19 protein-coding genes and 1 tRNA gene are annotated in these 22,259 nt (G+C 60.9%); 11 read left to right on the forward strand and 9 right to left on the reverse strand.

Annotated elements, in window-relative coordinates:
• Positions 1 to 108 precede the first annotated feature (108 nt).
• Together glyS and ppdK are read left to right on the forward strand one after the other, a co-directional pair.
• Complete coding sequence (gene glyS / locus ACZ5YV_RS04065) at positions 109 to 2,442, forward strand: glycine--tRNA ligase subunit beta (RefSeq protein WP_464788690.1); 2,334 nt, start codon at positions 109 to 111, stop codon at positions 2,440 to 2,442.
• A 148-nt stretch (positions 2,443 to 2,590) separates the two neighbouring features.
• Positions 2,591 to 5,290: a pyruvate, phosphate dikinase gene (ppdK, locus tag ACZ5YV_RS04070; protein WP_464788691.1), complete on the forward strand. Its 2,700-nt coding sequence runs from the start codon at positions 2,591 to 2,593 to the stop codon at positions 5,288 to 5,290.
• Positions 5,291 to 5,335: 45 nt separating this feature from the next.
• On the opposite strand, the gene ACZ5YV_RS04075 is transcribed toward ppdK, so the two are convergent.
• Positions 5,336 to 5,782 carry a hypothetical protein gene (locus tag ACZ5YV_RS04075; protein WP_464788692.1) on the reverse strand — a complete coding sequence of 149 codons (447 nt, stop codon included), beginning with the start codon at positions 5,780 to 5,782 and terminating at the stop codon, positions 5,336 to 5,338.
• A 141-nt stretch (positions 5,783 to 5,923) separates the two neighbouring features.
• On the opposite strand from ACZ5YV_RS04075, the gene ACZ5YV_RS04080 reads away from it, so the two are divergent.
• Positions 5,924 to 6,000, forward strand: a tRNA-Arg gene (locus ACZ5YV_RS04080).
• Positions 6,001 to 6,138: 138 nt separating this feature from the next.
• On the opposite strand, the gene ACZ5YV_RS04085 is transcribed toward ACZ5YV_RS04080, so the two are convergent.
• The 6 genes from ACZ5YV_RS04085 to ACZ5YV_RS04110 form a co-directional block, all read right to left on the reverse strand.
• Entirely contained in the window at positions 6,139 to 7,593 is a 1,455-nt protein-coding gene (locus tag ACZ5YV_RS04085) for a cobyric acid synthase (RefSeq protein WP_464788693.1), read from the reverse strand.
• Positions 7,594 to 7,654: 61 nt separating this feature from the next.
• Positions 7,655 to 7,876: a hypothetical protein gene (locus tag ACZ5YV_RS04090; protein WP_449472509.1), complete on the reverse strand. Its 222-nt coding sequence runs from the start codon at positions 7,874 to 7,876 to the stop codon at positions 7,655 to 7,657.
• A 25-nt stretch (positions 7,877 to 7,901) separates the two neighbouring features.
• Positions 7,902 to 9,161, reverse strand: a complete 1,260-nt coding sequence (locus tag ACZ5YV_RS04095) for an N-succinylarginine dihydrolase (RefSeq protein WP_464788694.1) — start codon at positions 9,159 to 9,161, stop codon at positions 7,902 to 7,904.
• Positions 9,158 to 10,174 (reverse strand): arginine N-succinyltransferase, encoded by a 1,017-nt coding sequence (locus ACZ5YV_RS04100; protein ID WP_464788695.1) that lies wholly within the window; start codon positions 10,172 to 10,174, stop codon positions 9,158 to 9,160. The genes ACZ5YV_RS04095 and ACZ5YV_RS04100 overlap by 4 nt, the downstream gene beginning before the upstream one ends.
• Positions 10,171 to 11,394, reverse strand: coding sequence for a hydrolase (locus tag ACZ5YV_RS04105; RefSeq protein ID WP_464788696.1), 1,224 nt, complete (start codon positions 11,392 to 11,394; stop codon positions 10,171 to 10,173). Before ACZ5YV_RS04105 ends, ACZ5YV_RS04100 begins: the two co-directional genes overlap by 4 nt.
• A 97-nt stretch (positions 11,395 to 11,491) precedes the next feature.
• On the reverse strand, positions 11,492 to 11,977 hold the full coding sequence (locus tag ACZ5YV_RS04110) for an RNA pyrophosphohydrolase (protein ID WP_464788697.1): 486 nt from the start codon (positions 11,975 to 11,977) through the stop codon (positions 11,492 to 11,494).
• A gap of 180 nt (positions 11,978 to 12,157) precedes the next feature.
• Here ACZ5YV_RS04110 and ACZ5YV_RS04115 point away from each other — a divergent pair, with 180 nt between their 5' ends.
• Both ACZ5YV_RS04115 and ACZ5YV_RS04120 read left to right on the forward strand, forming a co-directional pair.
• Positions 12,158 to 13,534 (forward strand): cryptochrome/photolyase family protein, encoded by a 1,377-nt coding sequence (locus ACZ5YV_RS04115; protein ID WP_464788698.1) that lies wholly within the window; start codon positions 12,158 to 12,160, stop codon positions 13,532 to 13,534.
• A 36-nt stretch (positions 13,535 to 13,570) separates the two neighbouring features.
• Positions 13,571 to 14,836: a class I SAM-dependent methyltransferase gene (locus tag ACZ5YV_RS04120; protein ID WP_464788699.1), complete on the forward strand. Its 1,266-nt coding sequence runs from the start codon at positions 13,571 to 13,573 to the stop codon at positions 14,834 to 14,836.
• 2 nt (positions 14,837 to 14,838) lie between these two features.
• Here the strand turns inward: ACZ5YV_RS04120 and ACZ5YV_RS04125 are convergent, their stop codons facing one another.
• Positions 14,839 to 15,549, reverse strand: coding sequence for an SDR family NAD(P)-dependent oxidoreductase (locus tag ACZ5YV_RS04125; RefSeq protein WP_464788700.1), 711 nt, complete (start codon positions 15,547 to 15,549; stop codon positions 14,839 to 14,841).
• Between the two features lie 96 nt (positions 15,550 to 15,645).
• Positions 15,646 to 17,124, reverse strand: coding sequence for an amidophosphoribosyltransferase (purF, locus tag ACZ5YV_RS04130; RefSeq protein ID WP_464788701.1), 1,479 nt, complete (start codon positions 17,122 to 17,124; stop codon positions 15,646 to 15,648).
• A gap of 181 nt (positions 17,125 to 17,305) precedes the next feature.
• Here purF and ccmC point away from each other — a divergent pair, with 181 nt between their 5' ends.
• The 6 genes from ccmC (at position 17,306) to ACZ5YV_RS04160 (ending at position 22,157) form a co-directional block, all read left to right on the forward strand.
• Complete coding sequence (gene ccmC, locus ACZ5YV_RS04135) at positions 17,306 to 18,028, forward strand: heme ABC transporter permease CcmC (RefSeq protein ID WP_464788702.1); 723 nt, start codon at positions 17,306 to 17,308, stop codon at positions 18,026 to 18,028.
• Between the two features lie 132 nt (positions 18,029 to 18,160).
• Positions 18,161 to 18,607, forward strand: a complete 447-nt coding sequence (gene ccmE, locus ACZ5YV_RS04140) for a cytochrome c maturation protein CcmE (RefSeq protein ID WP_464788703.1) — start codon at positions 18,161 to 18,163, stop codon at positions 18,605 to 18,607.
• Between the two features lie 46 nt (positions 18,608 to 18,653).
• Positions 18,654 to 20,585: a heme lyase CcmF/NrfE family subunit gene (locus ACZ5YV_RS04145; protein ID WP_464788704.1), complete on the forward strand. Its 1,932-nt coding sequence runs from the start codon at positions 18,654 to 18,656 to the stop codon at positions 20,583 to 20,585.
• Positions 20,582 to 21,109, forward strand: a complete 528-nt coding sequence (locus ACZ5YV_RS04150; protein WP_464788705.1) for a DsbE family thiol:disulfide interchange protein — start codon at positions 20,582 to 20,584, stop codon at positions 21,107 to 21,109. Before ACZ5YV_RS04145 ends, ACZ5YV_RS04150 begins: the two co-directional genes overlap by 4 nt.
• On the forward strand, positions 21,106 to 21,516 hold the full coding sequence (locus ACZ5YV_RS04155) for a cytochrome c-type biogenesis protein (protein WP_464788706.1): 411 nt from the start codon (positions 21,106 to 21,108) through the stop codon (positions 21,514 to 21,516). The genes ACZ5YV_RS04150 and ACZ5YV_RS04155 overlap by 4 nt, the downstream gene beginning before the upstream one ends.
• Entirely contained in the window at positions 21,513 to 22,157 is a 645-nt protein-coding gene (locus ACZ5YV_RS04160; RefSeq protein WP_464788707.1) for a tetratricopeptide repeat protein, read from the forward strand. Before ACZ5YV_RS04155 ends, ACZ5YV_RS04160 begins: the two co-directional genes overlap by 4 nt.
• The last annotated feature ends 102 nt before the right edge of the window (positions 22,158 to 22,259 follow it).

Consider the following 22,259-nt stretch of genomic DNA (forward strand, 5'->3'; position numbering starts at 1 on the left):
AAGGGCAGTAACCCGTGCTCCTGCGAAGGCAGGAGCCCAGAGCCCCACGCGCCGCGCCTTAAACCTTGGGCTCCTGCCTTCGCAGGAGCACGCTGAAAGAATCCTCGCATGACCGATTTCCTCCTCGAACTCCGCTGCGAAGAAATCCCAGCCCGGATGCAGCTCAAGGCATCCGAAGACCTGGCCCGCCTCTTCACCGAGGAACTGGGCAAGGCTGGACTGAAGCCTGAGAACATCGACAGCTTCGTCACGCCCCGCCGTCTGGCCCTGATCGCCCGCAACCTGCCGCTGCAAACCGCCGCCGTCAGCGAGGAGTTCAAAGGCCCGCGCACCAGCGCCCCGGCGCAGGCGCTGGAAGGCTTCCTCCGCAAGACCGGCCTGACACAGGACCAGCTTGAAGACCGCGACGGCGTCTGGTTCGCCACCGTCAACAAGCCCGGCCGAGCCACCGCTGAAGTGCTGGGGCAAGCCGTCCCCGCCGTCATCCGCGCCTTCCCCTGGCCCAAGTCCATGCGCTGGGGTACAGCCTCACAGACGACCGAAAGCCTCCGCTGGGTCCGCCCGTTGCAGGGCATCATCGCCATCCTCGGTGAAGATCTTGTCGATATCGAGATCGAAGGTACGCGGTCTGGCTACGCCACGCTTGGCCACCGCTTTCACCATCCCGGCGAAATCACCATCGGCGGCCCGCACGACTATGTCGAAAAACTGCGCGCCTGCCATGTGATCGTCAGCCATCAGGAACGCCAGTCGATCATCGAGGCAAAGGCCAACGAAGCCGCCGCCGCGAAGGGCTATACCGTGATCGAGGACAAGGGCCTCATCGCAGAGAATGCCGGGCTGACAGAATGGCCGGTGCCGCTACTAGGTGATTTCGACCCGGCTTTTCTTGAGGTTCCGCCTGAGGTCATCCAGCTAACTCTCCGAATAAACCAGAAATATTTCGTTCTGCGTGACAGTGCGGGCAAGCTCGCGCCTGCCTTCATCTGCACCGCCAATATCGAGGCGAAGGACGGCGGCGAAGCAATCATTGCAGGCAACCGCAAGGTCCTCGTCGCGCGCCTCTCCGACGCCCGCTTCTTCTGGGAACAGGACCGCAAGACGAAGCTTGAGGACCACGCAAAGAAGCTGGAACGTATCACCTTCCACGAAAAGCTAGGTACAGTCGCCGACAAGGTAGACCGCGTCGCCAAGCTAGCCCGCTGGCTGGTAGAACAAGGCATCGTCAATTCTTCTCCCCTCCCGCAAGCGGGAGGGGTCGGGGGTGGGCAGGCGCCAACGGTTGCTCAATTGGCCGACATGGCCGAACAGGCTGCCCGCCTTGCCAAAGCCGACCTCGTCACGGAGATGGTCGGCGAGTTCCCCGAACTCCAAGGCATCATGGGTGGCTATTATGCTCGCGCCGAAGGTCTGGACGACGCCGTCGCCGACGCCATCCGCGACCATTACAAGCCGGTCGGGCAGGGTGATGACGTGCCGACCGCGCCGGTGACGGTGGCGGTTTCGCTGGCGGATAAGCTGGATACTCTCGCTTGTTTTTTTGGTATTGGCGAGCCACCCACTGGGTCGAAAGATCCCTTCGCTCTGAGGCGCGCGGCTCTAGCATCGTTGCAGCTACTAGAGGCTTGTGGCCTTAGACTGAATTTGCTGCCGGTATTTAATCTTACAGTTAGAGAGACATCTCGGTCGTTTGGTAATGCATTGGCGCGACGCTTCGGTGGGGGTGTTAAAGCGGTGATGGACGGCGCGTTAGGTGAAGACCAAGCGCAACCGCTGTTGAAGATGATCTTTGAGGACGAACGTATTCTCCCCGGCGAGCAGAACGAAGAGTTTATGGTTGTGGTGCGAACTCTCGCAGCCGCGCCAGTTTCACTTCTTTCATTTTTCGCCGACCGCCTCAAGGTCCAGCAAAAGGAAGCGGGCGTCCGTCACGACCTGATTGACGCCGTGTTCGCGCTCGGTGGCGAGGACGATCTCGTCCGCCTGCTGGCCCGCGTGAAAGCGCTCCAATCCTTCATCGCCACAGATGACGGCACCAACCTTCTCGCCGGATACAAGCGCGCCGCCAACATCCTGAAGAAGGAAGAACCCACTCGCTCCGTCATGCCAGCGGAAGCTGGCATCTCAGGCGGTTCGAGCGAAGCTGAGACCCCAGCTTCCGCTGGGGTGACACCATTGACCTACACCCCCGAATCCGCAGAAGCCGAGCTGATCGCCGCTCTCGATGCCGCCGAACCGCGTGCAAGCGCCGCCGTGCAGGCCGAGGATTTCGAAGGTGCCATGGGCGCGCTCGCCAGCCTGCGCGCGCCGATCGACGCCTTCTTCGACAAGGTGACTGTGAATGACAGCGACCCGGACAAGCGCCTCGCGCGCCTGGCGCTGCTCACGCGCGTGCGGGACGCGGTTCACGCCGTCGCTGATTTCTCGAAAATTGCAGGTTAATTTGTAAGAACCGACCATGAAGCGGCCGGAAGGATAGAGAAGAACAAAGGATCATCGTAAAAGCGGGTGCGTTCATCGCCCCGCCTGTTGTAGGAAAGTTGCTGCAACGCACAAATACACGGCAATCAGTGCAGGGAGAGCCGGGACTATGTTGACAATGGAAGAGGCCAGCATGAGCACGACCGCGACGCGTTATGTCTATCGTTTCGGCGGCGGCGTCGATGATGGTGGCAAGGGTGACAAGAATCTTCTCGGCGGCAAGGGCGCCAATCTGGACGGCATGGCCGCCATCGGCCTGCCTGTGCCGCCGGGCTTCACCATCACGACCGAGATGTGCACCCGCTATTATGAGGATGGTGGCGTATTCCCGGATAGCCTGAAGGCGGAAGTCGGGAACGGCATCGCCCATATCGAGGGTGTGACGGGCAAGAAATTCGGCGACGCGGCCGACCCGCTGCTCGTCTCCGTCCGTTCAGGTGCGCGCATTTCCATGCCGGGCATGATGGACACGGTCCTCAACCTCGGCCTCAATGACGAAACCGTCGTTGGCCTCGCCACTGCGAGCGGCGACGAGCGTTTCGCCTGGGACAGCTATCGCCGCTTCATCCAGATGTATTCGGACGTGGTGCTGGAACTCGACCATGGCGCATTCGAGGAAGCCCTCGAAATCGCCAAGGAAGATCAGGGCTACACGCTCGATACGCAAATGACCGCCGACGACTGGAAGGCGCTCGTGGCCGAATATAAGGCTCTCGTTTCAAAGCTCTGGAACAAACCTTTCCCGCAGGACGTAAACGACCAGCTCTGGGGCGCGATCAGCGCCGTGTTCGGCAGCTGGCAGGCCGACCGCGCCAAGGTCTATCGCCGCCTGAACTCGATCCCGCACGATTGGGGCACCGCCGTCAACGTGCAGGCAATGGTGTTCGGCAATATGGGCGACACGTCCGCGACCGGCGTGGCCTTCACCCGCGACCCGGCGACCGGCGAGAACGCCTATTATGGCGAGTACCTCATCAACGCGCAGGGCGAGGACGTGGTGGCGGGCATCCGCACGCCCCAGTACCTGACCAAGCAGGCGCGCGAGCGGGCAGGGGCCAAGCCGCTGTCGATGGAAGAGGCGATGCCGGAAACCTATGCCGAACTGGCGCGGGTGTTCCAGATCCTCGAAACCCATTATCGCGACATGCAGGACATCGAGTTCACGGTGCAGCAGGGCAAGCTTTGGATGCTCCAGACCCGCTCGGGCAAGCGCACCGCGAAGGCCGCACTCAAGATCGCCGTCGATATTGCGACCGAGGGCCTGATCACCGAGCAGGAGGCCGTCGCCCGCGTCGATCCCGCCGCGCTCGACCAGCTTCTGCACCCGACGCTAGACCCCAAGGCGCCCCGCGATGTGCTGACCAAGGGCCTGCCTGCCTCGCCGGGCGCAGCTTCGGGCGCGATCGTGTTCGATGCCGACACCGCCGAACGCCGCAACGAACTGGGCGATTCCGTCATCCTCGTCCGCGTCGAAACCAGCCCTGAAGACATCCACGGCATGCACGCTGCCAAGGGCATCCTGACCGCGCGCGGTGGCATGACGTCACACGCCGCCGTGGTCGCGCGCGGCATGGGCCGCCCCTGCGTTTCCGGTGCAGGCAGCCTGTCGATCGACAACGCCGCCAAGACTCTGCGCATCGACGGCCGCACCCTCAAGGAAGGCGACATCCTCACCATTGACGGCTCGACCGGCGAGGTGATGGCGGGCGAAGTCCCGACCGTGCAGCCCGAACTGGCGGGCGACTTCGGCGTGCTGATGGCCTGGGCCGACAAGGTCCGTCGCTTGCGTGTCCGCGCCAACGCCGAAACCCCGCAGGACTGCCAGGTCGCGCGTGAGTTCGGCGCGGAAGGCGTGGGCCTGTGCCGTACCGAACATATGTTCTTCGACGCTGCCCGCATCACCGCCGTTCGCGAGATGATCCTCGCCGACAGCGAAAAGGGCCGCCGCGTCGCCCTCGACAAGCTGCTCCCGGAGCAGCGCGACGACTTCGCGCAAATCTTCATGGTCATGGCGGGCCTGCCCGTCACCATCCGCCTGCTCGACCCGCCGCTCCACGAATTCCTGCCGCACGGCGAAGCGGAGTTCGAGGAAGTGGCCAAGGCCGCAGGCGTCGGCGTGGACGCACTCAAGCGCCGCGCCGCCGAACTGCACGAATTCAACCCGATGCTCGGCCATCGCGGTTGCCGTCTGGGCGTCACTTACCCCGAAATCTACGAGATGCAGGCCCGCGCCATCTTCGAGGCGGCGCTGCTGGTGAAGCAGCGCAGCGGCGAGGCGCCGATCCCCGAAGTCATGATCCCGCTCGTCGCGACGAAGAAGGAGCTGGAACTGATGAAGGCGATCGTCGATCGCGTCGCCAGCGAAGTGTTCGCGGAGCAGGGCGCATCGGTCGAATATCTCGTCGGCACCATGATCGAACTGCCGCGCGCTGCGCTGAAGGCAGGCGAGATTGCCGAGGTGGGCGAATTCTTCTCCTTCGGCACCAACGATCTCACCCAAACCACCATCGGCATCAGCCGCGACGACGCTGGCCGCTTCCTGACGCAATATGTGGACAAGGGCATCTTCGCCCGCGACCCGTTCGTCAGCATTGATGTGGAGGGCGTAGGACAGCTTATCGAGCTAGCCGCCGAACGCGGCCGCGCGACCCGTCCGGGGATCAAACTTGGCATCTGCGGCGAACATGGCGGTGACCCGGCCTCGATCGCCTTCTGCGAGGTTACCGGCCTCGATTATGTCTCGGCATCGCCCTACCGCGTGCCGATCGCTCGCCTGGCCGCCGCTCAGGCCGCATTGGCAAAGAAGTAAGGCGCCAGCCCCTCCCGCGACAGTGGGAGGGGCGCCCGGGTCTTATTACACCTCCAGGTAGCGCCGCTCATGCTCACGCATCTTGCCCGCTTCGAGCAACCGCGCCTGCAAGCGCCATTCCTCCCGTTCGATGGTCCCCGGCTCGCGCCCCAGCCTTGATTCCAGCCCGGCCTGCTCCTCACGATCAATCGATCCGAGCTGCGCATAGCTGTGATAGCCCGCAGCCTCTAACTCAGCAGCGTCGTTTGCCGAAATTCCCCTGATCCGCGTCAGGTCATTTCGTTCGCCGGGAATATCTCCAGCCTCCGCTCTACGGTCGGAAGCCACCGCTGCTAGCCGCGCATCACGCTCCTTGATCGTTTCGCGATGAGCCAGCCGCTCATCGCGCCACAGCCTCTTATATTTTCCACGGCCGCTGATCATCAGGCCGATCACCAATCCAATAAACAGCGCGATAACGAGCAGCGAAATCTCGTTCAAAGTGAAAGCCATGCTTCGCCTCCTTACCCCTGTTCGCAACGAGCCAGCGCTACAAAAAGTTGCGCTGACGAAACTGCCCGGCGGACGCCGTAAAAAAACTGAAAAAAGGGGGTTGCCCAATCTCGCGCCCCCCTCTATCTGCCGCTCCACAACGCGCCCGTAGCTCAGCTGGATAGAGCATCAGACTACGAATCTGAGGGTCGGACGTTCGAATCGTTCCGGGCGCACCATTTTCTTTTCACGGAAAATCAGTGACTTATAAGGCGCCCCTGTGAGAGCGTTTTAGCTGTACCTGTTTGCGTGATTCAGATCATGCAGGACGTTGCAGACCCTGCTATCCATCGCTAATCAAGCGCGATCGCGACCCTTCAGCCGCAGTTGGCCATCCTGATCATCGCATCGATATCAACATGTCGTTCCAGTTGTTCTGCAATGTCGTCCAGCGCCCGATCGACCGATGCGGTATAATCCACGCCTTCAGAATGAACGCCGATCGAGGCCATTAATCCGGCGCGGGCGCCTGTGCGGGCAAACAGGCCATGGACATAGGTGCCCGATACAAGGCCATCGACGCTGATCGCGCCATCTACCCGCCCATCGTCCAATCGAGCGAAGGGACGCGCGCAGTCCGGCCCATCGGTTGAGCCCAGATGCATTTCATACCCCTGGAAATTCTGTGCCCAGGCCGTGCCCGTCACTCTCTCCAACGATTTTGTCGGAGTCAGTCGCGTTTCGATGTCGAGCAGACCCAGCCCCTCGATGCTGCCGGGTTCACCCTCAATTCCATCCGGATCAGAGATGCGCTTGCCAAGCATCTGATAACCACCGCAAATTCCTAATATGGGCTTGCCCTGACGATAATGCGAAAGGATGTCGATGTCCCAACCTTCTGCTCGCATGGCGTGCAGGTCTGCGATCGTCGCCTTGGAACCAGGCAGGATGATCAGGCTGGATTCGGCTGGAATGGGCTGGCCGGGCGGGACCATCACAAGCGCCACGTCGGGTTCCAGCTTGAACGGGTCAAGATCGTCGAAATTCGCGATGCGAGGCAGGATAGGGCAGGCGATGACGATGCGCTTGCCAATCCGGCCGCTCGCTCCTTCCAGCACGACCGCATCCTCGCTGGGCAGCCGGGCGGTAGCGGTAAGCCATGGCACCACGCCAAAGCCGCGCCATCCCGATAATTGCTCGATCTGTCGATAACCGTCTTCGAACAAGGCCGGGTCGCCCCGGAACTTGTTGATCAGGAACCCCCGTACCATCGCCGCATCCGCCGGATCGATGACAGACTTCGTGCCTGCGATCGCTGCAATCACGCCACCCCGGTCTATGTCGCCGACCAGTATGACCGGCACGTTGGCGGCGCGCGCGAACCCCATGTTCGCAATGTCCCCGGCCCGCAGGTTGATTTCCGCTGGAGAGCCAGCCCCCTCGACCACGACGATATCGCATTGCTGCCGCAGCCGGTCGTAGCTTGCCAACACCGCGCCCAATAGTTCGGCACGAGCCGTCCGGAAGTTACCAGCGTTCAGCGCGCCGCGAACCTTCCCATGGACTACCAACTGCGATGTACGATCCGCCTGGGGCTTCAGCAGCACGGGGTTCATGTCGCTGTGCGGCTCTACGCCAGCGGCCAGAGCCTGTAGAGCCTGCGCCCTGCCAATCTCTCCGCCATCGGTGGTGACGGCTGCGTTGTTGGACATATTCTGCGGCTTGAACGGGCGCACGCTGTAACCCCGGCGCACCAGCGCCCGGCACAATCCGGCGACGAGTACCGACTTTCCGACGTCGGATCCTGTTCCCTGAAGCATGATCGCGGCCATGAAGCCGCTCCTGCATGGCTGTCCGTTGCCGGTCAACCGCCGCTTTGCGGAAGGCAATTATTCAGAAGATCAGGCGCCGCCGCATCTCGACGGCGTCGATGATCATTCCGCCTGCCATGAACACCGATCCTGTGCATGCCAGGGCAAGCAATTGTCCGCCGAAACCGGGATATTGCTGAAGATAGACGATCCCGCGTTCGGTGGCGCCCAGCGCAAGCGCATAGATGACCAGAAATGCCTCGAACTTCGTCTTGATCGTGAAGAGGCGCTTGATCCGTTCCATCGTCCCACTCGAGCTGTGACTTGCTCTAGGGAATTAAGTCGCTCGAAAGCTGCAAATGGTCAACAAGCATTAACCATGATTGTTCGATCTGGGCGATCAATCGGGTGTCGGCCAGATCAGCAGGCATGATCCGCTCGGGCCAGTAGCGGTCAACTATGCTCGCGATTTCATCTAACCTGGCCTCGTTCGCCAAAAAGCGAGGATCGACATTGGCGGGATCAGCGACGACCCTCAACCTCAGACAGGCCGGGCCGCCCCCATTCGCCATGGATTGTCGCACATTCACGGTGATCAACTCGCGAATGGGGCCGTTGCCCGCAACCAGCTTTTCCAGCCAGCTCCAGACACTCGCAACCCCCTTTGCCTCGGCAGGCAGGATCAGCGCCATGCCGCCATCCGGCAGCGTCACCAGTTGCGCGTTGAACAGATAGCTTTGGATGGCATCGGCAAGGCTGACGGCCGCCGCTGGCACCTCGATGATCTGGATGGCGGGCAACATCGCGCGCAGTTGATCGTAGAAGCGCGCCTTGTCTGCGAAGGCCTGCTCATGGGTGAAAAGCACGGTCTCGTTGGCGACGGCCACGACGTCATTGTGGAAGGCGCCAGCTGCTATCGCCTCCTCGGACTGCACGACGAATAATGTGCGTGCCGGATCAAGGCCATGGAGCCGCGCTATGGCTTTGCTAGCCTCCACATGCTGCCGGGCGGGGTAGGGGCCGCCGGATTGGCCATAGACGAATATCTCGATGCCCCGATCCGCATGGCTGTCACACAGTCGCATGTGATTGGCCGCGCCTTCATCGCCATAGGGCGCGGGGATAGGGGGATGAATCGCAAAGGCATCCTTGTCGGAAAAGGCGATTTGCAACTGGGCCAGCGTTTGTTGCCACTCATGGCTTCGGTGCGGCATGGTCACGAGGTTGGCGATAGTCAGGTGCGTGCGTCCGTCGGCCGTATCGGGGCCGGGCGACACGGTCGCCGCGTTCGCCGCCCACATGGATGACGCGGACATCGCCGCCGCCCGGATATGGGGCTCAGCCTCGCCGATATTTGTGCCCAACGCGTTTAGCCAGCGGCCGTCCGGCCGCCACTGTGGCAGGAATATGCCCTGTACCAGTCCCAGGCGCAGGTTCGCGCGCATCTTGTCGATGCCTTCCAGCGCTGCGGCTCGCGGGTATGACGCCGTTCCCGCGCTTCCTGCCGATGCCAGGTTTCCCGGGCTAAGCCCCGCATAATTGTGGCTCGGCCCGATCAAGCCGTCGAAGTTGATTTCCCTGACCGTCATGCGCGGGGGACCGTGGTGAACTGCTGCCCGGGTTCCAGCCCCAGCCGCTCGGCGCTTTGCCGGTCAAGCGACAGGCTATCGCCATCCTCCTTGACCATTGCATATGTGCAACGAAAATCCGCGCGTTCGCCGGTGGCGACCAGCTGTCTTTCTCCTCCGCTGTCGTAAACGGCGGACAGGATCACATCCTGTGCATGGGATATGGTTTGCAGTGCGTCTATCTGTCCCACCATCGTCGGGCCGCCGTCGAATATGTCGATATAGCCCGGGTTCGTGAAACCCTCAGTCTCCAGCATCCGCATGGCAGCGCGGCCATTGGGATGGGGCAGGCCGATCACCGCCTTTGCGCTGTCGCTCAGCATGGCGGTGTAGATAGGCGTCTTGGGCATCAGGTCCGCGATGAACTGATTGCCATGGATCGCATTGAATTCATCCGCTTCCTGAAAGGTCATGCCGAAGAAGCGCCCCGCCAGCCCGTCCCAGAAGGGTGATCCCCCGGCCTCATCGATCACGCCGCGCAGTTCGGCGATCACCCGGTCGCCAAAGCGTTCGCGATGATTCCGGATATAAAGATAGCGGCTGCGGGCGAGGAGCAGGCCCAGGCCCTCGGCACGTTCTCGCGGATGCAGGAAGAGGCCGCCGACCTCCGTGGAACCTTCGAGGTCCGTGACGAGCGACAGCATCTCCGCCCTGAATGTGCGGGACAATTCCCGGCTGTGCTGGGTCAGGACGCCCAGACGATAGGAATAGAAGGGCCAGCTTTGCCCCACCTTGCTGAAAATCTGGCACGTGCCTCGAACTTGTCCCGTGGTGCAGTTTTCAAGCACCATCAGGATAAGCTCATCCTCCACCCCCCCGATCTCCCGAGCGAGCGCCGTCTCAGTCCGGATCAGCTTCTGCTCCAGCGCCCTCCGGTCAGCGGGCAGGTTGGTAAATCCGCCCCCCGTTATTTTCGCTAATTCATACAGGGTTTGCAGATCATCCGCCCGCGCAGTCCGCATGACAAAGCTCAAGCCATCTTCTCCTGTAGAAATTTGCCCTGTGCAATGCGCAGCAAGGTGAGCGCGGAAAGTTGCGCTCGTTCGGCAAGGCTTTCGACGATCAAATATTCCTCGTCGCTATGAATGGCACCGCCCCGAACGCCCATCGTGTCCACCACAGGCACGCCGCACGCCGCAATGTTGTTGCCATCACAAACGCCTCCTGTGTCCCGCCAGTTGACGGCCAAGCCCAACTCGGCGCCACATTGCCTGACCAACTGGAAGAGGGCAGTGGCTTTTTCGTCGAGAGGTTTAGGCGGACGGCCGAAGCCTCCGTGAACTTTCAAGCTCACATCATGATCGCGAGCAACCTCGCGCACCGAATGACTGATGAGCCGCTTCGCGCTCTCCTCAGCCTCCGCAGTCCCAGGCCGGATATTCACGCGCAGGATCGCACGGTCGGGCACGACATTATTGGGAGAGCCGCCATCTATCCGCGCGGGATTGCACGTAAAGTCGGCGCCGCTCCCCGTTTTAAGTTTGAGGGCGAGATCGGCCGCCGCGAGCAAGGCGTTGCGGCCCTCTTCCGGATTGCGCCCGGCGTGGGCGCTCCGGCCACTGACTATGAAGGAGAAATTCCCGCTGCCCGGCCGCGCACCCGCGAGCGTGCCATCGGGAAGCGCCGGTTCATAGGTCAGCGCTGCAACTTTTCCCTTCGCGGCCATCATGAGAAGGTCTGCCGAAGAAGGGCTGCCAACTTCCTCATCGCTGTTTATGACGACGTCATAACCGATCCGGGCGGCAGCCGGAGACCCCTCGAACGCTTCGAGCGCCGATAGCATGACCGCCAGCCCGCCTTTCATGTCGGCTACGCCGGGACCGTTCAGACTGCCGGGATCGATCCATCGAAGCGATTGGAACCCATGATCCGCCGGAAAGACCGTGTCCATATGTCCGGTCAGGAGGAGCCTGATCGCAGCGTCGGGACGCACGGAAAGCAGCAGATGCTGTCCATGTTCGACCAGTTGAACGCGCCCTTCGGAATCAACGACATCGACTTTCGTGCCTTCGATCAGGCGAATATCGCCGGGCAGCGTGGAGAATGCATCTGCCAGCATCGAAGCAGTCATCGCCAAACCGGGCAGGTTTCGCGATCCGCTATTAATAGCCGCCCATTTCTGCACCTGATCCAGCATCGGGGCGGCTGCGGCGCGATCCAGTAGTTCGCGGTCTGACGACGAAAGGCCGTTCATGCGCTGGAGCTTATCAGACGAAGTTGATCGCCTCCAGCCTTGCGATTCCGCTATTTATCCCCGATCGCGCTAGTGGGCTGGAAGGATAGCGATCCCGTCAGATCAGGGCCTTGAATTCCTGCAAAATGTCCCGGTACAGCTTCCGCTTGAACGGAACGATCACGTCAGGAAGGGCTTCCGGCTCAATCCATTTCCACTCTGAGAATTCGGCATCCTCAGTAGCGATGTTGATATCCTCGTCGCTGCCGAGAAAACGCGCGAGGAACCATATCTGGCGCTGACCGCGATATTTGCCGCCCCATAACTTTCCGATCAGTTCAGGTGGCAAGTCGTAAAAATGTTCGTCCCGCGCCTTGGCGATGATCTCTACATGATGCTGCCCAATGCCGGTTTCCTCGCCCAGTTCGCGCAGGGCAGCAGTCCTTTCCTCCTCCCCGTGATCGATTCCACCCTGAGGCATTTGCCAAGCTTCCACTTGGCTATCGATCCGCTGGCCGACAAAGACCTTGCCATCCATGCTGACGAGCATCACGCCGACGCAGGGCCGATACGCGAGTTCCGAATCATTTGGCGCCGATGCCATGATGTCCCCTGATCATTGTCCTGGCCGCAAGCCATTGGCCCGCTTTGTGCAGTGCAATGATAAAGGGCGAAGCAGCGGCCGTCCATGCGCTAAAACGCAGAGCACCATATCCGGACAGCTTTTCGAGCCGAAATGGGAGAGGGGATTGGAAGCTCGGCCTTGCAATGGCAAAGCTGGCAAATGCCCAATCCCGTGATCCTTTGGTTCCGCCAAGACCTCCGCCTATCTGACCAAGCAGCATTGGCGGCGGCAGTGAAGGAAGGGCCGGTGATCCCGGTCTATATCCTGGACGATACATCCCCAAAGCAATGGAAGATGGGCAGCGCGCAGCGATGGTGGCTTCATCACAGCCTGAAATCGCTGGACGACAGCCTTCGTCGCAAAGGGGCTCGCCTCATCCTGCGCAAAGGGGGGAGCGCCGAGCAGCTGGAGAGGCTCGCCCGCGAAACCGGTGCCAAGCGGGTGCATGCTCTCGCTCATTATGAGCCATGGTGGCGGAATGCCGAAAAGGCAGCAGCGAAGCAGATCGATCTTCAGCTTCACGACGGCATGCTGTTGTTGCCGCCAGGGAGTGTCCGCACGTCGGGCGGCAATCTTTATCAAATATACACGCCGTTCGCCCGGGCAACGATGCTTCACATGCCACCGGCCGGACCCGTCGCGACCCCGTCGAGGATCGACGCGCCAGCAAAATGGCCCGCAAGTGATTCGCTCGACGATTGGGAGCTATGCCCTCGTCGTCCCGACTGGGCAGCAGCTTTTGCCGAGGACTGGTCGCCTGGTGAAGCCGGCGCGCGCCACCGCGTCGCCTCCTTTCTCGACGAGGCGGATGAATATGATGTGGCGCGCAACCTTCCATCCATGGAAGGAACTTCGCGGCTTTCTCCTCATCTGCATTTCGGGGAAGTCTCTCCTGCCTATGTCTGGCATCGGGTGAGCGAGGCGGTGGCAGATGCGACCACCTTTCTCAAGGAACTGATCTGGCGGGACTATGCGCATACGCAGATTTGGGCGTTGCCAGCCTATGGGTCAAAAAACGCCCGCTCCGACTTCGACCGGTTTGCTTGGCGCAGCTTGCGCGAAGCAGGCGATGATTTTGCCGCTTGGAAAACGGGACGTACGGGCTACCCGATAGTGGATGCTGGTATGCGCCAGCTTTGGGCGACCGGATGGATGCACAACCGGGTTCGCATGATCGCGGCCAGCTTCCTCATCAAACATCTTCTGATAGATTGGCGACACGGGGCGCAATGGTTCTGGGACACATTGGTGGACGCGGATTACGCCAACAACAGCGTGAATTGGCAATGGGTGGCGGGCAGTGGCGTTGACGCAAACCTGTTTTCCCGAATCATGGCACCGCTCACCCAGTCTCCAAAATTCGAAGCGGGTGATTATATCAGACAATGGGTGCCCGAATTGGCTCATCTCGATGACACGGCGGTTCACGATCCTGAAGCCTATGATGCACGACCGGCCTCATATCCTCCCAAACGCGTTGGTCATCGCGAGGCACGCGAACGCGCGCTTGCGACCTACCGACAAAGCAGGGCTTAAGAACGGACGCATAGACAAGGGAACAGGGGTGAAGGGATGAACGCGATCAATCCCAGGCATGGCGGACGAGCGTCGACCGTGCAGCGCCCGGCCGGGGAACATAGGCACGGATGGGGGGCGCGCTTGGTCACCCCTCACTTTCACCGCTTGCTGGACCGCATCGATTCGGGCCTTTTGAAAGGAAGGCTTGAAGCCACGCTGCCGGATGGAACCGTTAGAATATTGGGGGGGCGTGGAACGGGGCCGGTCTGCGAAGTCCGGCTGGTCCGCTGGCGCGCTCTGTTGCGGCTGGTCGTCGGGGGATCGGCTGGATGGTATCGGGCATGGGCTGCTGGTGAATGGAGTAGTCCGGACCCGGTCTCTTTGTTCGAGTTGTTCATGGCGAACGCCGCGACACTGGGGAATGTGGCTCGTCCAAACGGCCCGGCTCGATGGATTGGCCGGTTCGGGCATTGGGTGCGTCGCAACGACCGGAAGGGGTCGCGTCGTAACATCGCCTATCATTATGATCTGGGGAACGACTTCTACCGCCTATGGTTGGACCGGGACATGCATTATTCCAGTGCGTTGTTCCGTGATCCCGATGACCGGATCGAGAGCCTTGAACGAGCGCAGCAGCGCAAGGTGGACGCCATCCTCGACCGGCTCGACCTCAAGGAAGGTAGCGCACTGCTCGAGATAGGCTGCGGGTGGGGAGGCTTGGCTGAGCAGGCGCTGCAACGCTGCGCTATCCACTATGACGGACTGACCCTATCGACCGAGCAGGCCGAATATGCGCGAGAGCGGCTTGGTGCTGGCGCCAACATCCTGCTGACGGATTATCGGGACGCTCAAGGACAGTATGACGCGATCGCAAGCGTCGAAATGGTCGAAGCGGTGGGCCAAGAATATTGGCCTGCTTATGTCGCTGCCATAGAGAGGCTGCTGAAGCCCGGCGGGAAGGCGGCAATCCAATATATCCTCATCGACGACGCCATATTTGAAAAATATGCGCGGGGCGCCGATTTTATCCAGACTTACATTTTCCCCGGCGGAATGCTGCTGTCCGAAAGCCGCTTCAGGGCTTTGGTGGATGCCAACGGGCTGGAATGGAGGGAGGTCCGCCATTTCGGCGTCCACTATGCGGAAACTCTTCGGCGCTGGCGGGAAAGGTTCGACCGAGCCGTCGACCGCGGTCTTTTACCTGCCAGCTTTGATCAGCATTTCGTCGCGCTCTGGCGCTATTATCTGATGTATTGTGAAGGCGGCTTTCGCGGCGGTACGATCGATGTCGCTCAGGTAACGCTGGTCAAGCCGGGCTGAGATCAATCCAAACGTTGGTGATAGCCGTTCGGCCGATCCGAACGGACGAGATCAGCTATGGCTTGGCCCACGACCTCGGGGTCTTTCACCGTCGCGGGATCTTCTCCCGGATAAGCTCTGGCGCGCATCGCCGTCCGCGTTGCGCCCGGGTCAACGACATGGGTGCGTATGGCCGAGATATTTTTCACTTCCTCGCCATAAGTGCTTACGAGCGTTTCCAGCGCTGCCTTCGACGCGCCATAGGCACCCCAATAAGCGCGCGGCGCGGTAGCGACCGATGATGTGATAGCGATGACGCGCGCGTCGGAACTTGCGCGGAGCATTCTGTCGAAAGCCGCGATCAAAGCCTGCGGTGCTGCTATGTTCAGCGTCAGCAGCCGAGCGAATTCCTTCACGTCGATTGCGGGCACTGCAGCCAGGCTGCCTAAGGTCGCCGCGTTCAGAACCAGAATATCCAGCGCGTCCCACCGGCCTGAAACTGCCTGAGCAAGTCGACCGATGCTTTCGCCATCGACCAGATCGAGCGGAGCAATCGTGGCGCTGCCTCCGGCGCTGTGGATATACTCCTCCACCTCTTCAAGACCACCAGCAGTTCGGGCCGTCAGAATGACGTGAGCGCCAGCAGCGCCAAGCGCCTTGGCAGTCGCAGCGCCGATGCCACGGCTAGCGCCAGTCACCAGGGCAAGCTTACCGGAAAGAGGAAGAGTGGACATGAAGCATCCTGTTCGCCCTCACGGATGGAGAGCCGGTTTAGTGGGAAAGGTAGTGGCTGCCCAAACCCGGGCAGCCATCCAGAAATGACCTATCGATCAGACGACCCGTTCAGCCAGCAGCTCAAGCTGGTTTTGCACCACGGCGTCGTCCTGATCGGTGAGCGTGGTCGGATAGTCGCCCGTAAAGCAGGCATCGCAATATTGAGGACGGATGTCCGCTCGTTTCGTTTCGCCCAGCGCCTTGTAGAGGCCGTCGATCGAAATGAAGGAAAGGCTGTCGGCATGGATGAAATCCTGCATGCCGCCAATGTCCAGGCGATGCGCCAGCAACTTCGTGCGTTCCGGCGTATCGACGCCGTAGAAGCAGCTATGTTTTGTCGGCGGGCTGGCAATGCGCATATGCACTTCCTTGGCGCCTGCCTCCCGCATCATCTGCACGATTTTGAGGCTGGTCGTTCCCCGCACGATCGAATCATCGATAAGAACGACGCGCTTCCCGGCGATTAGTGCGCGATTGGCGTTATGCTTGAGCTTGACGCCAAGGTGGCGGACCTTGTCGCCTGGCTGGATGAAGGTCCGTCCGATATAGTGGGAACGGATGATGCCCAGTTCAAAGGGAAGCCCTGACTGCTGGGCATAGCCGATGGCTGCAGGCACGCCACTGTCGGGAACGGGAATGACCAGATCGGCATCGACAGGATTTTCGATTGCCAGTTGAGCGCCGATCGCCTTGCGAACCGAATAGACGCTCGAACCATCCACGATCGAATCGGGTCGGCTGAAATAGACATGTTCGAAAATGCAGGGGCGCGGATGCACATCGCCGAAGGGGCGATGGCTGCGCATCTCCCCATCATGAGTAACGATGACTAGCTCACCCGGATCGATGGAGCGAATATGGTCGGCGCCTACTACGTCAAAGGCGACGGTTTCCGACGCGAAAATGGTGGCGTCGCCCAGCTTGCCCATGACCAGCGGCCGGATGCCGAGCGGGTCGCGGCACGCGATCATGCCTTCAGGCGTAGTCACGATCAGCGAATAGGCACCCTCTATCTGTTTGAGCGCATCGATGAACTTGTCGAGTAGAGTACGGTAGGTCGAAGTCGCGACCAGATGGATGATCACTTCCGTGTCGGAGGTCGACTGAAAGATTGACCCGCGACGAATTAGCTCTCGGCGGAGCTTCATCGCATTGGAGATATTGCCGTTATGCGCGATGGCGAAGCCGCCGGAGTTCAGCTCGGCATAGAGAGGCTGTACGTTGCGGAGGGATGTTTCACCCGTGGTCGAATAACGGACGTGACCGGATGCCGTGTGGCCTGGCAGGCCGCGAATCACTTCGTCGCGGTCGAAATTGCCCGCCACATGCCCCATGGCGCGGTGGGTATGGAAGTCGTGACCGTCCCAGCTGGTGATGCCGGCGGCCTCCTGTCCACGGTGTTGAAGCGCATGAAGGCCAAGCGCGACGATCGCCGAAGCGGTCTCGGCTTGAATGACGCCGAAAATGCCGCATTCTTCACGCAGCTTGTCGTCGTCGAACGGGTTTGTCGTAAACATGGGTGCGAGCGGATCCATAGCCGATGCTGTGCGCCTCAAATGGCTGCTGCGCGCGCATATAGGGGTTCGAACCTGATTTGTCGCCTGTCTGAAACAAAAAAGGCTGTTTGGGCCGCCGTGGCAGCGACATTATGTACTATGTGCAACAGAAAAGGGCCACTGGCTTTGCGCGTTCGGCGCAGCTAAAGAGCCTTTCCAAATGCATCGCTTCGCCAATCCTGCCCGTTTCCTGAAGATCGCTCGGCCGCTGACCACCCGGCTGTTCTGGCCAGGTTTGGTTTTGCTTCTGGTGGGTGCGGGCTGCGGGCTGTTCGTCACCCCGGCTGACTATCTCCAGGGTGAGACGGTTCGCATACTCTATATTCACGTGCCCGCGGCATGGCTCGGAATGGCCGGATGGACAGGAATTGCGGTTTCGGCGCTGATGCAGCTGGTCTGGCGACATCCGCTCGCTGCTGTTGCGGGACGCGCGATTGCGGTCCCAGGCGCACTATTTACGGCCATTTGCCTCGTGACAGGGTCCATTTGGGGGCGTCCCACCTGGGGGACATGGTGGGAGTGGGACGGGCGGATGACGTCCATGCTCGTGCTCCTTTTCCTTTATCTTGGATATATCGCGCTGGCGAATGCCAATGCGCGTCAGGAACAGGGCGGCGTTAGCGCGGCTACAGCCATTTTTGGCTTGGTCGGGGCGGTCAATATCCCGATCATAAACCGCTCCGTCGTGTGGTGGAATAGTCTCCATCAGGGACCCAGCATCACGATGCGCGGATCGAGTATCGACACGTCGATTCTCTGGCCGCTGGGGCTTACCCTTATCGGTTTTTCCCTTTTGTTCGGGGCGATCGTGTTGATGCGGATGCGCACGATATTGGCGCGCAATAAGGTGGAAGCGCGCATGCAGCGGCTGGCGCGGGGATAATGGTATGAACCAATGGGCTTTCGTCGTCGGCGCTTATGCGCTGACCTTTTCGGGCACCTTGGCCCTCTGCCTTGCATGCTGGCGGGCCATGCGTGATGCAGAGTTGGCTGCACAGAGATTGTCAGACCGGCCATGAAAGCGAAGCATCAGCGCCTCATTCTAGCGATCGTCGCATTGTTCGCCTTGATCGGTGCAGGTTTGCTCGCGGCATCGGCATTGCGCGACGAAGCCGCCTATTTCTACGCACCCGCCGACGTTCGCGCCAAAGGGGTCGAACCGGGCAGGCCCATTCGTCTGGGCGGCATGGTGGTGAAAGGCAGTCTCAAGCGAGCCGCCGACGGCGTCACCATGTATTTCAACGTGACCGACGGAAAAGCGACCATTCCTGCTGTTTTCAAGGGGATCGCTCCAGATCTGTTCAAGGAAGGATCGGGCGTGGTCGCGGAAGGATCGTTCGACGGCACGGGCACTTTCATCGCCACCAACCTGCTGGCCAAGCATGACGAACGGTACATGCCTCGGGAACTCGAAGGCATTCAGTATAATGAGACGACCCACGAGATGAAGGCAGGTCAGTGAACGCTGTTAGGGTGGCCATAGGGCGGGAACGAGCGGAGAAGGCGGCATGATCGCCGAAGCGGGTCTGGCCGCGCTATGGCTTGCGGCGGCGCTGGCGTTTCTACAACTGAGCCTGGTGGCTTTCGGGCTGGCGGGAAAAAAGAGCGAATTGCTCCAGGCTGTCCGACCGGTCGCCGTCGCCCAAGGCTCTCTCACCGCCATCGCCTTTGTGGCGCTGATAACGCTCTTTATGCGATCAGACATGTCGGTGCTATTGGTCGCCACCAACAGCCATTCCATGAAGCCGTGGCTTTACAAGTTCGCGGGAACTTGGGGCAACCACGAAGGCTCCATGCTGCTCTGGGTGACGGTCATGGGCGTTGCTGGGTCTGCCGTTGCCCTGTTTGAACGGGCGCTACGGCGGGACACGCATATGGCGACGCTGGGCGGTCAGGCGGCTATTAGCCTGGGATTTTATGCATTCCTGCTTTTCGCATCCAACCCCTTCGCGCGGGTCACTCCTCCCGCAGCGGATGGTCAAGGACTCAATCCTTTGTTGCAGGACCCCGGCCTCGCGTTCCACCCGCCGACCCTTTATCTTGGATATGTCGGCCTCTCCGTGGCCTTCTCCTTTGCCATTGGTGCGCTGCTGACGCGGCGGGTTGATGCAGATTTCGCCCGGGCAATGCGTCCTTGGGTGCTGGCAGCCTGGATACTGCTGACGCTCGGAATCACGGCTGGCAGCTACTGGGCCTATTATGAGCTGGGCTGGGGAGGCTGGTGGTTCTGGGATCCTGTGGAAAACGCTTCGTTGATGCCTTGGCTCGCGGCCACGGCCTTGCTGCACAGCGTAACGGTACTCGCTACGCGCGATGCGTTGCGGGCCTGGACAGTGATGCTGGCCGTCATCGCGTTTTCTATGTCGATGGTTGGGACCTTCCTGGTCCGCTCGGGCATATTGACGAGCGTCCACGCCTTCGCCGTTGATCCGGAACGAGGCAGCTTCATCCTGATCCTCCTGGGCCTTTATATCGGAGGCGCGCTGGCGTTGTTCGGATGGCGGGTAGGGGCTGTTCGCGAGGGCGCGCCGTTCGAGCTTGTCAGTCGCGAAACCATGCTGGTGATCAACAACCTGCTGCTGACGGTGATACTCGGCCTCGTGCTGATCGGCACCCTCTATCCGCTGCTGACCGAGGCGTTCGGCCATAAGGTGTCGGTCGGTGCTCCCTATTTCGATAGGATAGCTGGTCCGATTGCGCTCATCCTGATGATCGTCATGGTGGCGGGACCATTGACCCGCTGGCGCCGGGATAAGCTGGCAGAGGTTGCCGGGCGCATGATGATTCCGGCCGTCATCGCCTTGATCGCTCTTGCCGTCATGGCGATGTTCGCCTGGGGACGGATTGGCGTGCTCCCGTTCCTTGGGCTGGTCATCGCCTTGGCCGTTGCAGGGGGCAGCCTCGCCCCGTTGTGGAAGCGCAACTTGCGCCGTACGCCTCTGTTCACCTGGGGGATGGTCATCGCTCACCTCGGATGCGCTGTCAGCCTTGCGGGCATGGCTTGCAATTCTGCGTTTACCGTTGAAAAGCTGGCGGCCGTCCGCCCCGGCGACGTCGTCGAAGCTGCCGATTGGAAACTCCGCCTCGTGCAGATTTCGCCGATCGCCGGAGACAATTGGACAGCGTTACAAGCTGACATGGAGGCGAGCCGGGGGAATGGGGCACCGGTTGCCCTGCATCCACAATCTCGTTTCTTCCCCTCTCCCCCCACGACCACCACTGAAGCGGCCCTGCTGACCCGGTGGAACGGGCAGCTTTATGTGGTGCTGGGCCAAGAAGCGACCGAGGGACGTTGGCAACTGCGGGTCTGGTGGAAACCTTTTGTCACGCTGATCTGGTTTGGCGGCGGGCTGATTGCCCTTGGTGGCGCTTTGGCACTGGTAGGGCGCGAGCGCCGGGGATGGCTTCTTAAATGGCGGAGCAGGACGCTTGCGACATGAAGAAGCTCTTGATCTGGCTACCCCTTATCTTCTTTGCGGGATTTTTCATCCTGTTTGCGAGTGGCTTGCTGAAACCGGACGACCGGGTCATCACCTCCAAGCTCGTCGGTAAAGCATTGCCCGAATTCACCTTGCCAGCAGCGGCCAGCGATCGCCCCGCCTTGGCCAGCGCGGAACTGGCAATGGGCAAACCCCGGCTGTTGAACATCTTCGCCAGTTGGTGCGTGCCGTGCGCTGCGGAAGCTCCGCAGCTTATGGCGCTGAAGCAAGCAGGTGTGGAAATTGACGGGGTCGCGATCCGTGACGCCCGGTCTGATGTCGACCGCTTTCTTCAGCGCTATGGCAATCCATACAGCCGTATCGGCCTGGATGCGCGCAGCAGCGTGCAGATCGCGATTGGCTCCTCCGGCGTGCCAGAAAGCTTCATCATCGATGGAAAGGGGCGCATCGCCTACCAGCATGTCGGTGACATACGGGCGGATGACATCCCGATGATTCTCCAGCGTTTGGAGGCTGCGCGATGACACGGCTGCTGACATTGCTTGCGTTGCTGATGAGTTCGCCGGTGCTAGCGCAGTCGGGGCTTCCTCCGGCTCCCTATGCAGACCGGCAAATCGATGATCCAGCGCTCGAACGGAAGGCGAAGGCGCTGATGGAAACGATTCGCTGCCTCACTTGTCAGAGCCAATCTATTGCAGACAGCAACGCCAGTCTGGCAGGTGATATGCGTTCCCAGATCAGGGAGCGGATCATGGCGGGGGAACAACCCGAGCATATCCGGACCTGGCTCATTGAACGTTATGGCGATTGGGTAAGTTATGAGCCTACCGCGGACCCGGTTCTTTGGCCGCTTTGGGGCGCGCCATTATTGCTGATCGGCCTTGGGCTGTTGCTTGTGCGCGGACGGATCAAGCGGGGAGGGCCGCAATGACAGGATGGGTCATAGCGGCTGCGTTCGCTATTTGCCTGATGGCGCTTCTGGTAGCCGTCGGACGTATTCCGCGCGTTTCATGGGAGCTAACGGCTGCCGCTCTGCTACTTGGCCTTGCCGGTTATGCGTGGCAGGGAAATCCTGGCTTGGCGGGAGCGCCCAGAAGTGCTGCTGCTTCAAACGGCAAGCAGTTTGATGAGCAAGTCGCCCAACTGCGCCGCGGCATGGCGGAGCGCTATGGTCCAGCCGGGCAATGGTTGATGCTCTCAGACGGCCTTGGCAGGCAGGGCAAGACGAAAGAATCGGCGAATGTGCTGCTTGCGGGGATCAAGCAATCGCCGGGCGATCCCAACCTGTGGCTGGGTCTGGGCAACGCGCTTGTGGCACATGCTGGAGGTGTGGTGTCGCCGAGCGCTGACTTTGCTTACCGGCGCGCCATGTCGCTTGACCCACAAGCTCCTGCTCCGCCCTATTTCTACGGTCTGGCTCTCGTTCGAGCGGGCCAGTTGCAGGCCGCACGCGATCTTTGGGCGCCTTTGGCCGTAAGGGCGCCTGAAGGCTCGAAAATCAGGGCGGAACTGGAGCTTAACATTGAGCGTATCGACGCGATGCTGGCTGACAGCGCGCCTGTTGTTCAATGACATGGCTCGTCAATTGCGCTGCTCAGGGAGGCGTGATAGGGCGCGCGCCATCCTTGTGAGTTAAGCGGGATTGTCCCCGTGCGCATGCCTTGGCTTGAGTGT

Source organism: Sphingobium sp. TomTYG46 (assembly GCF_055396345.1).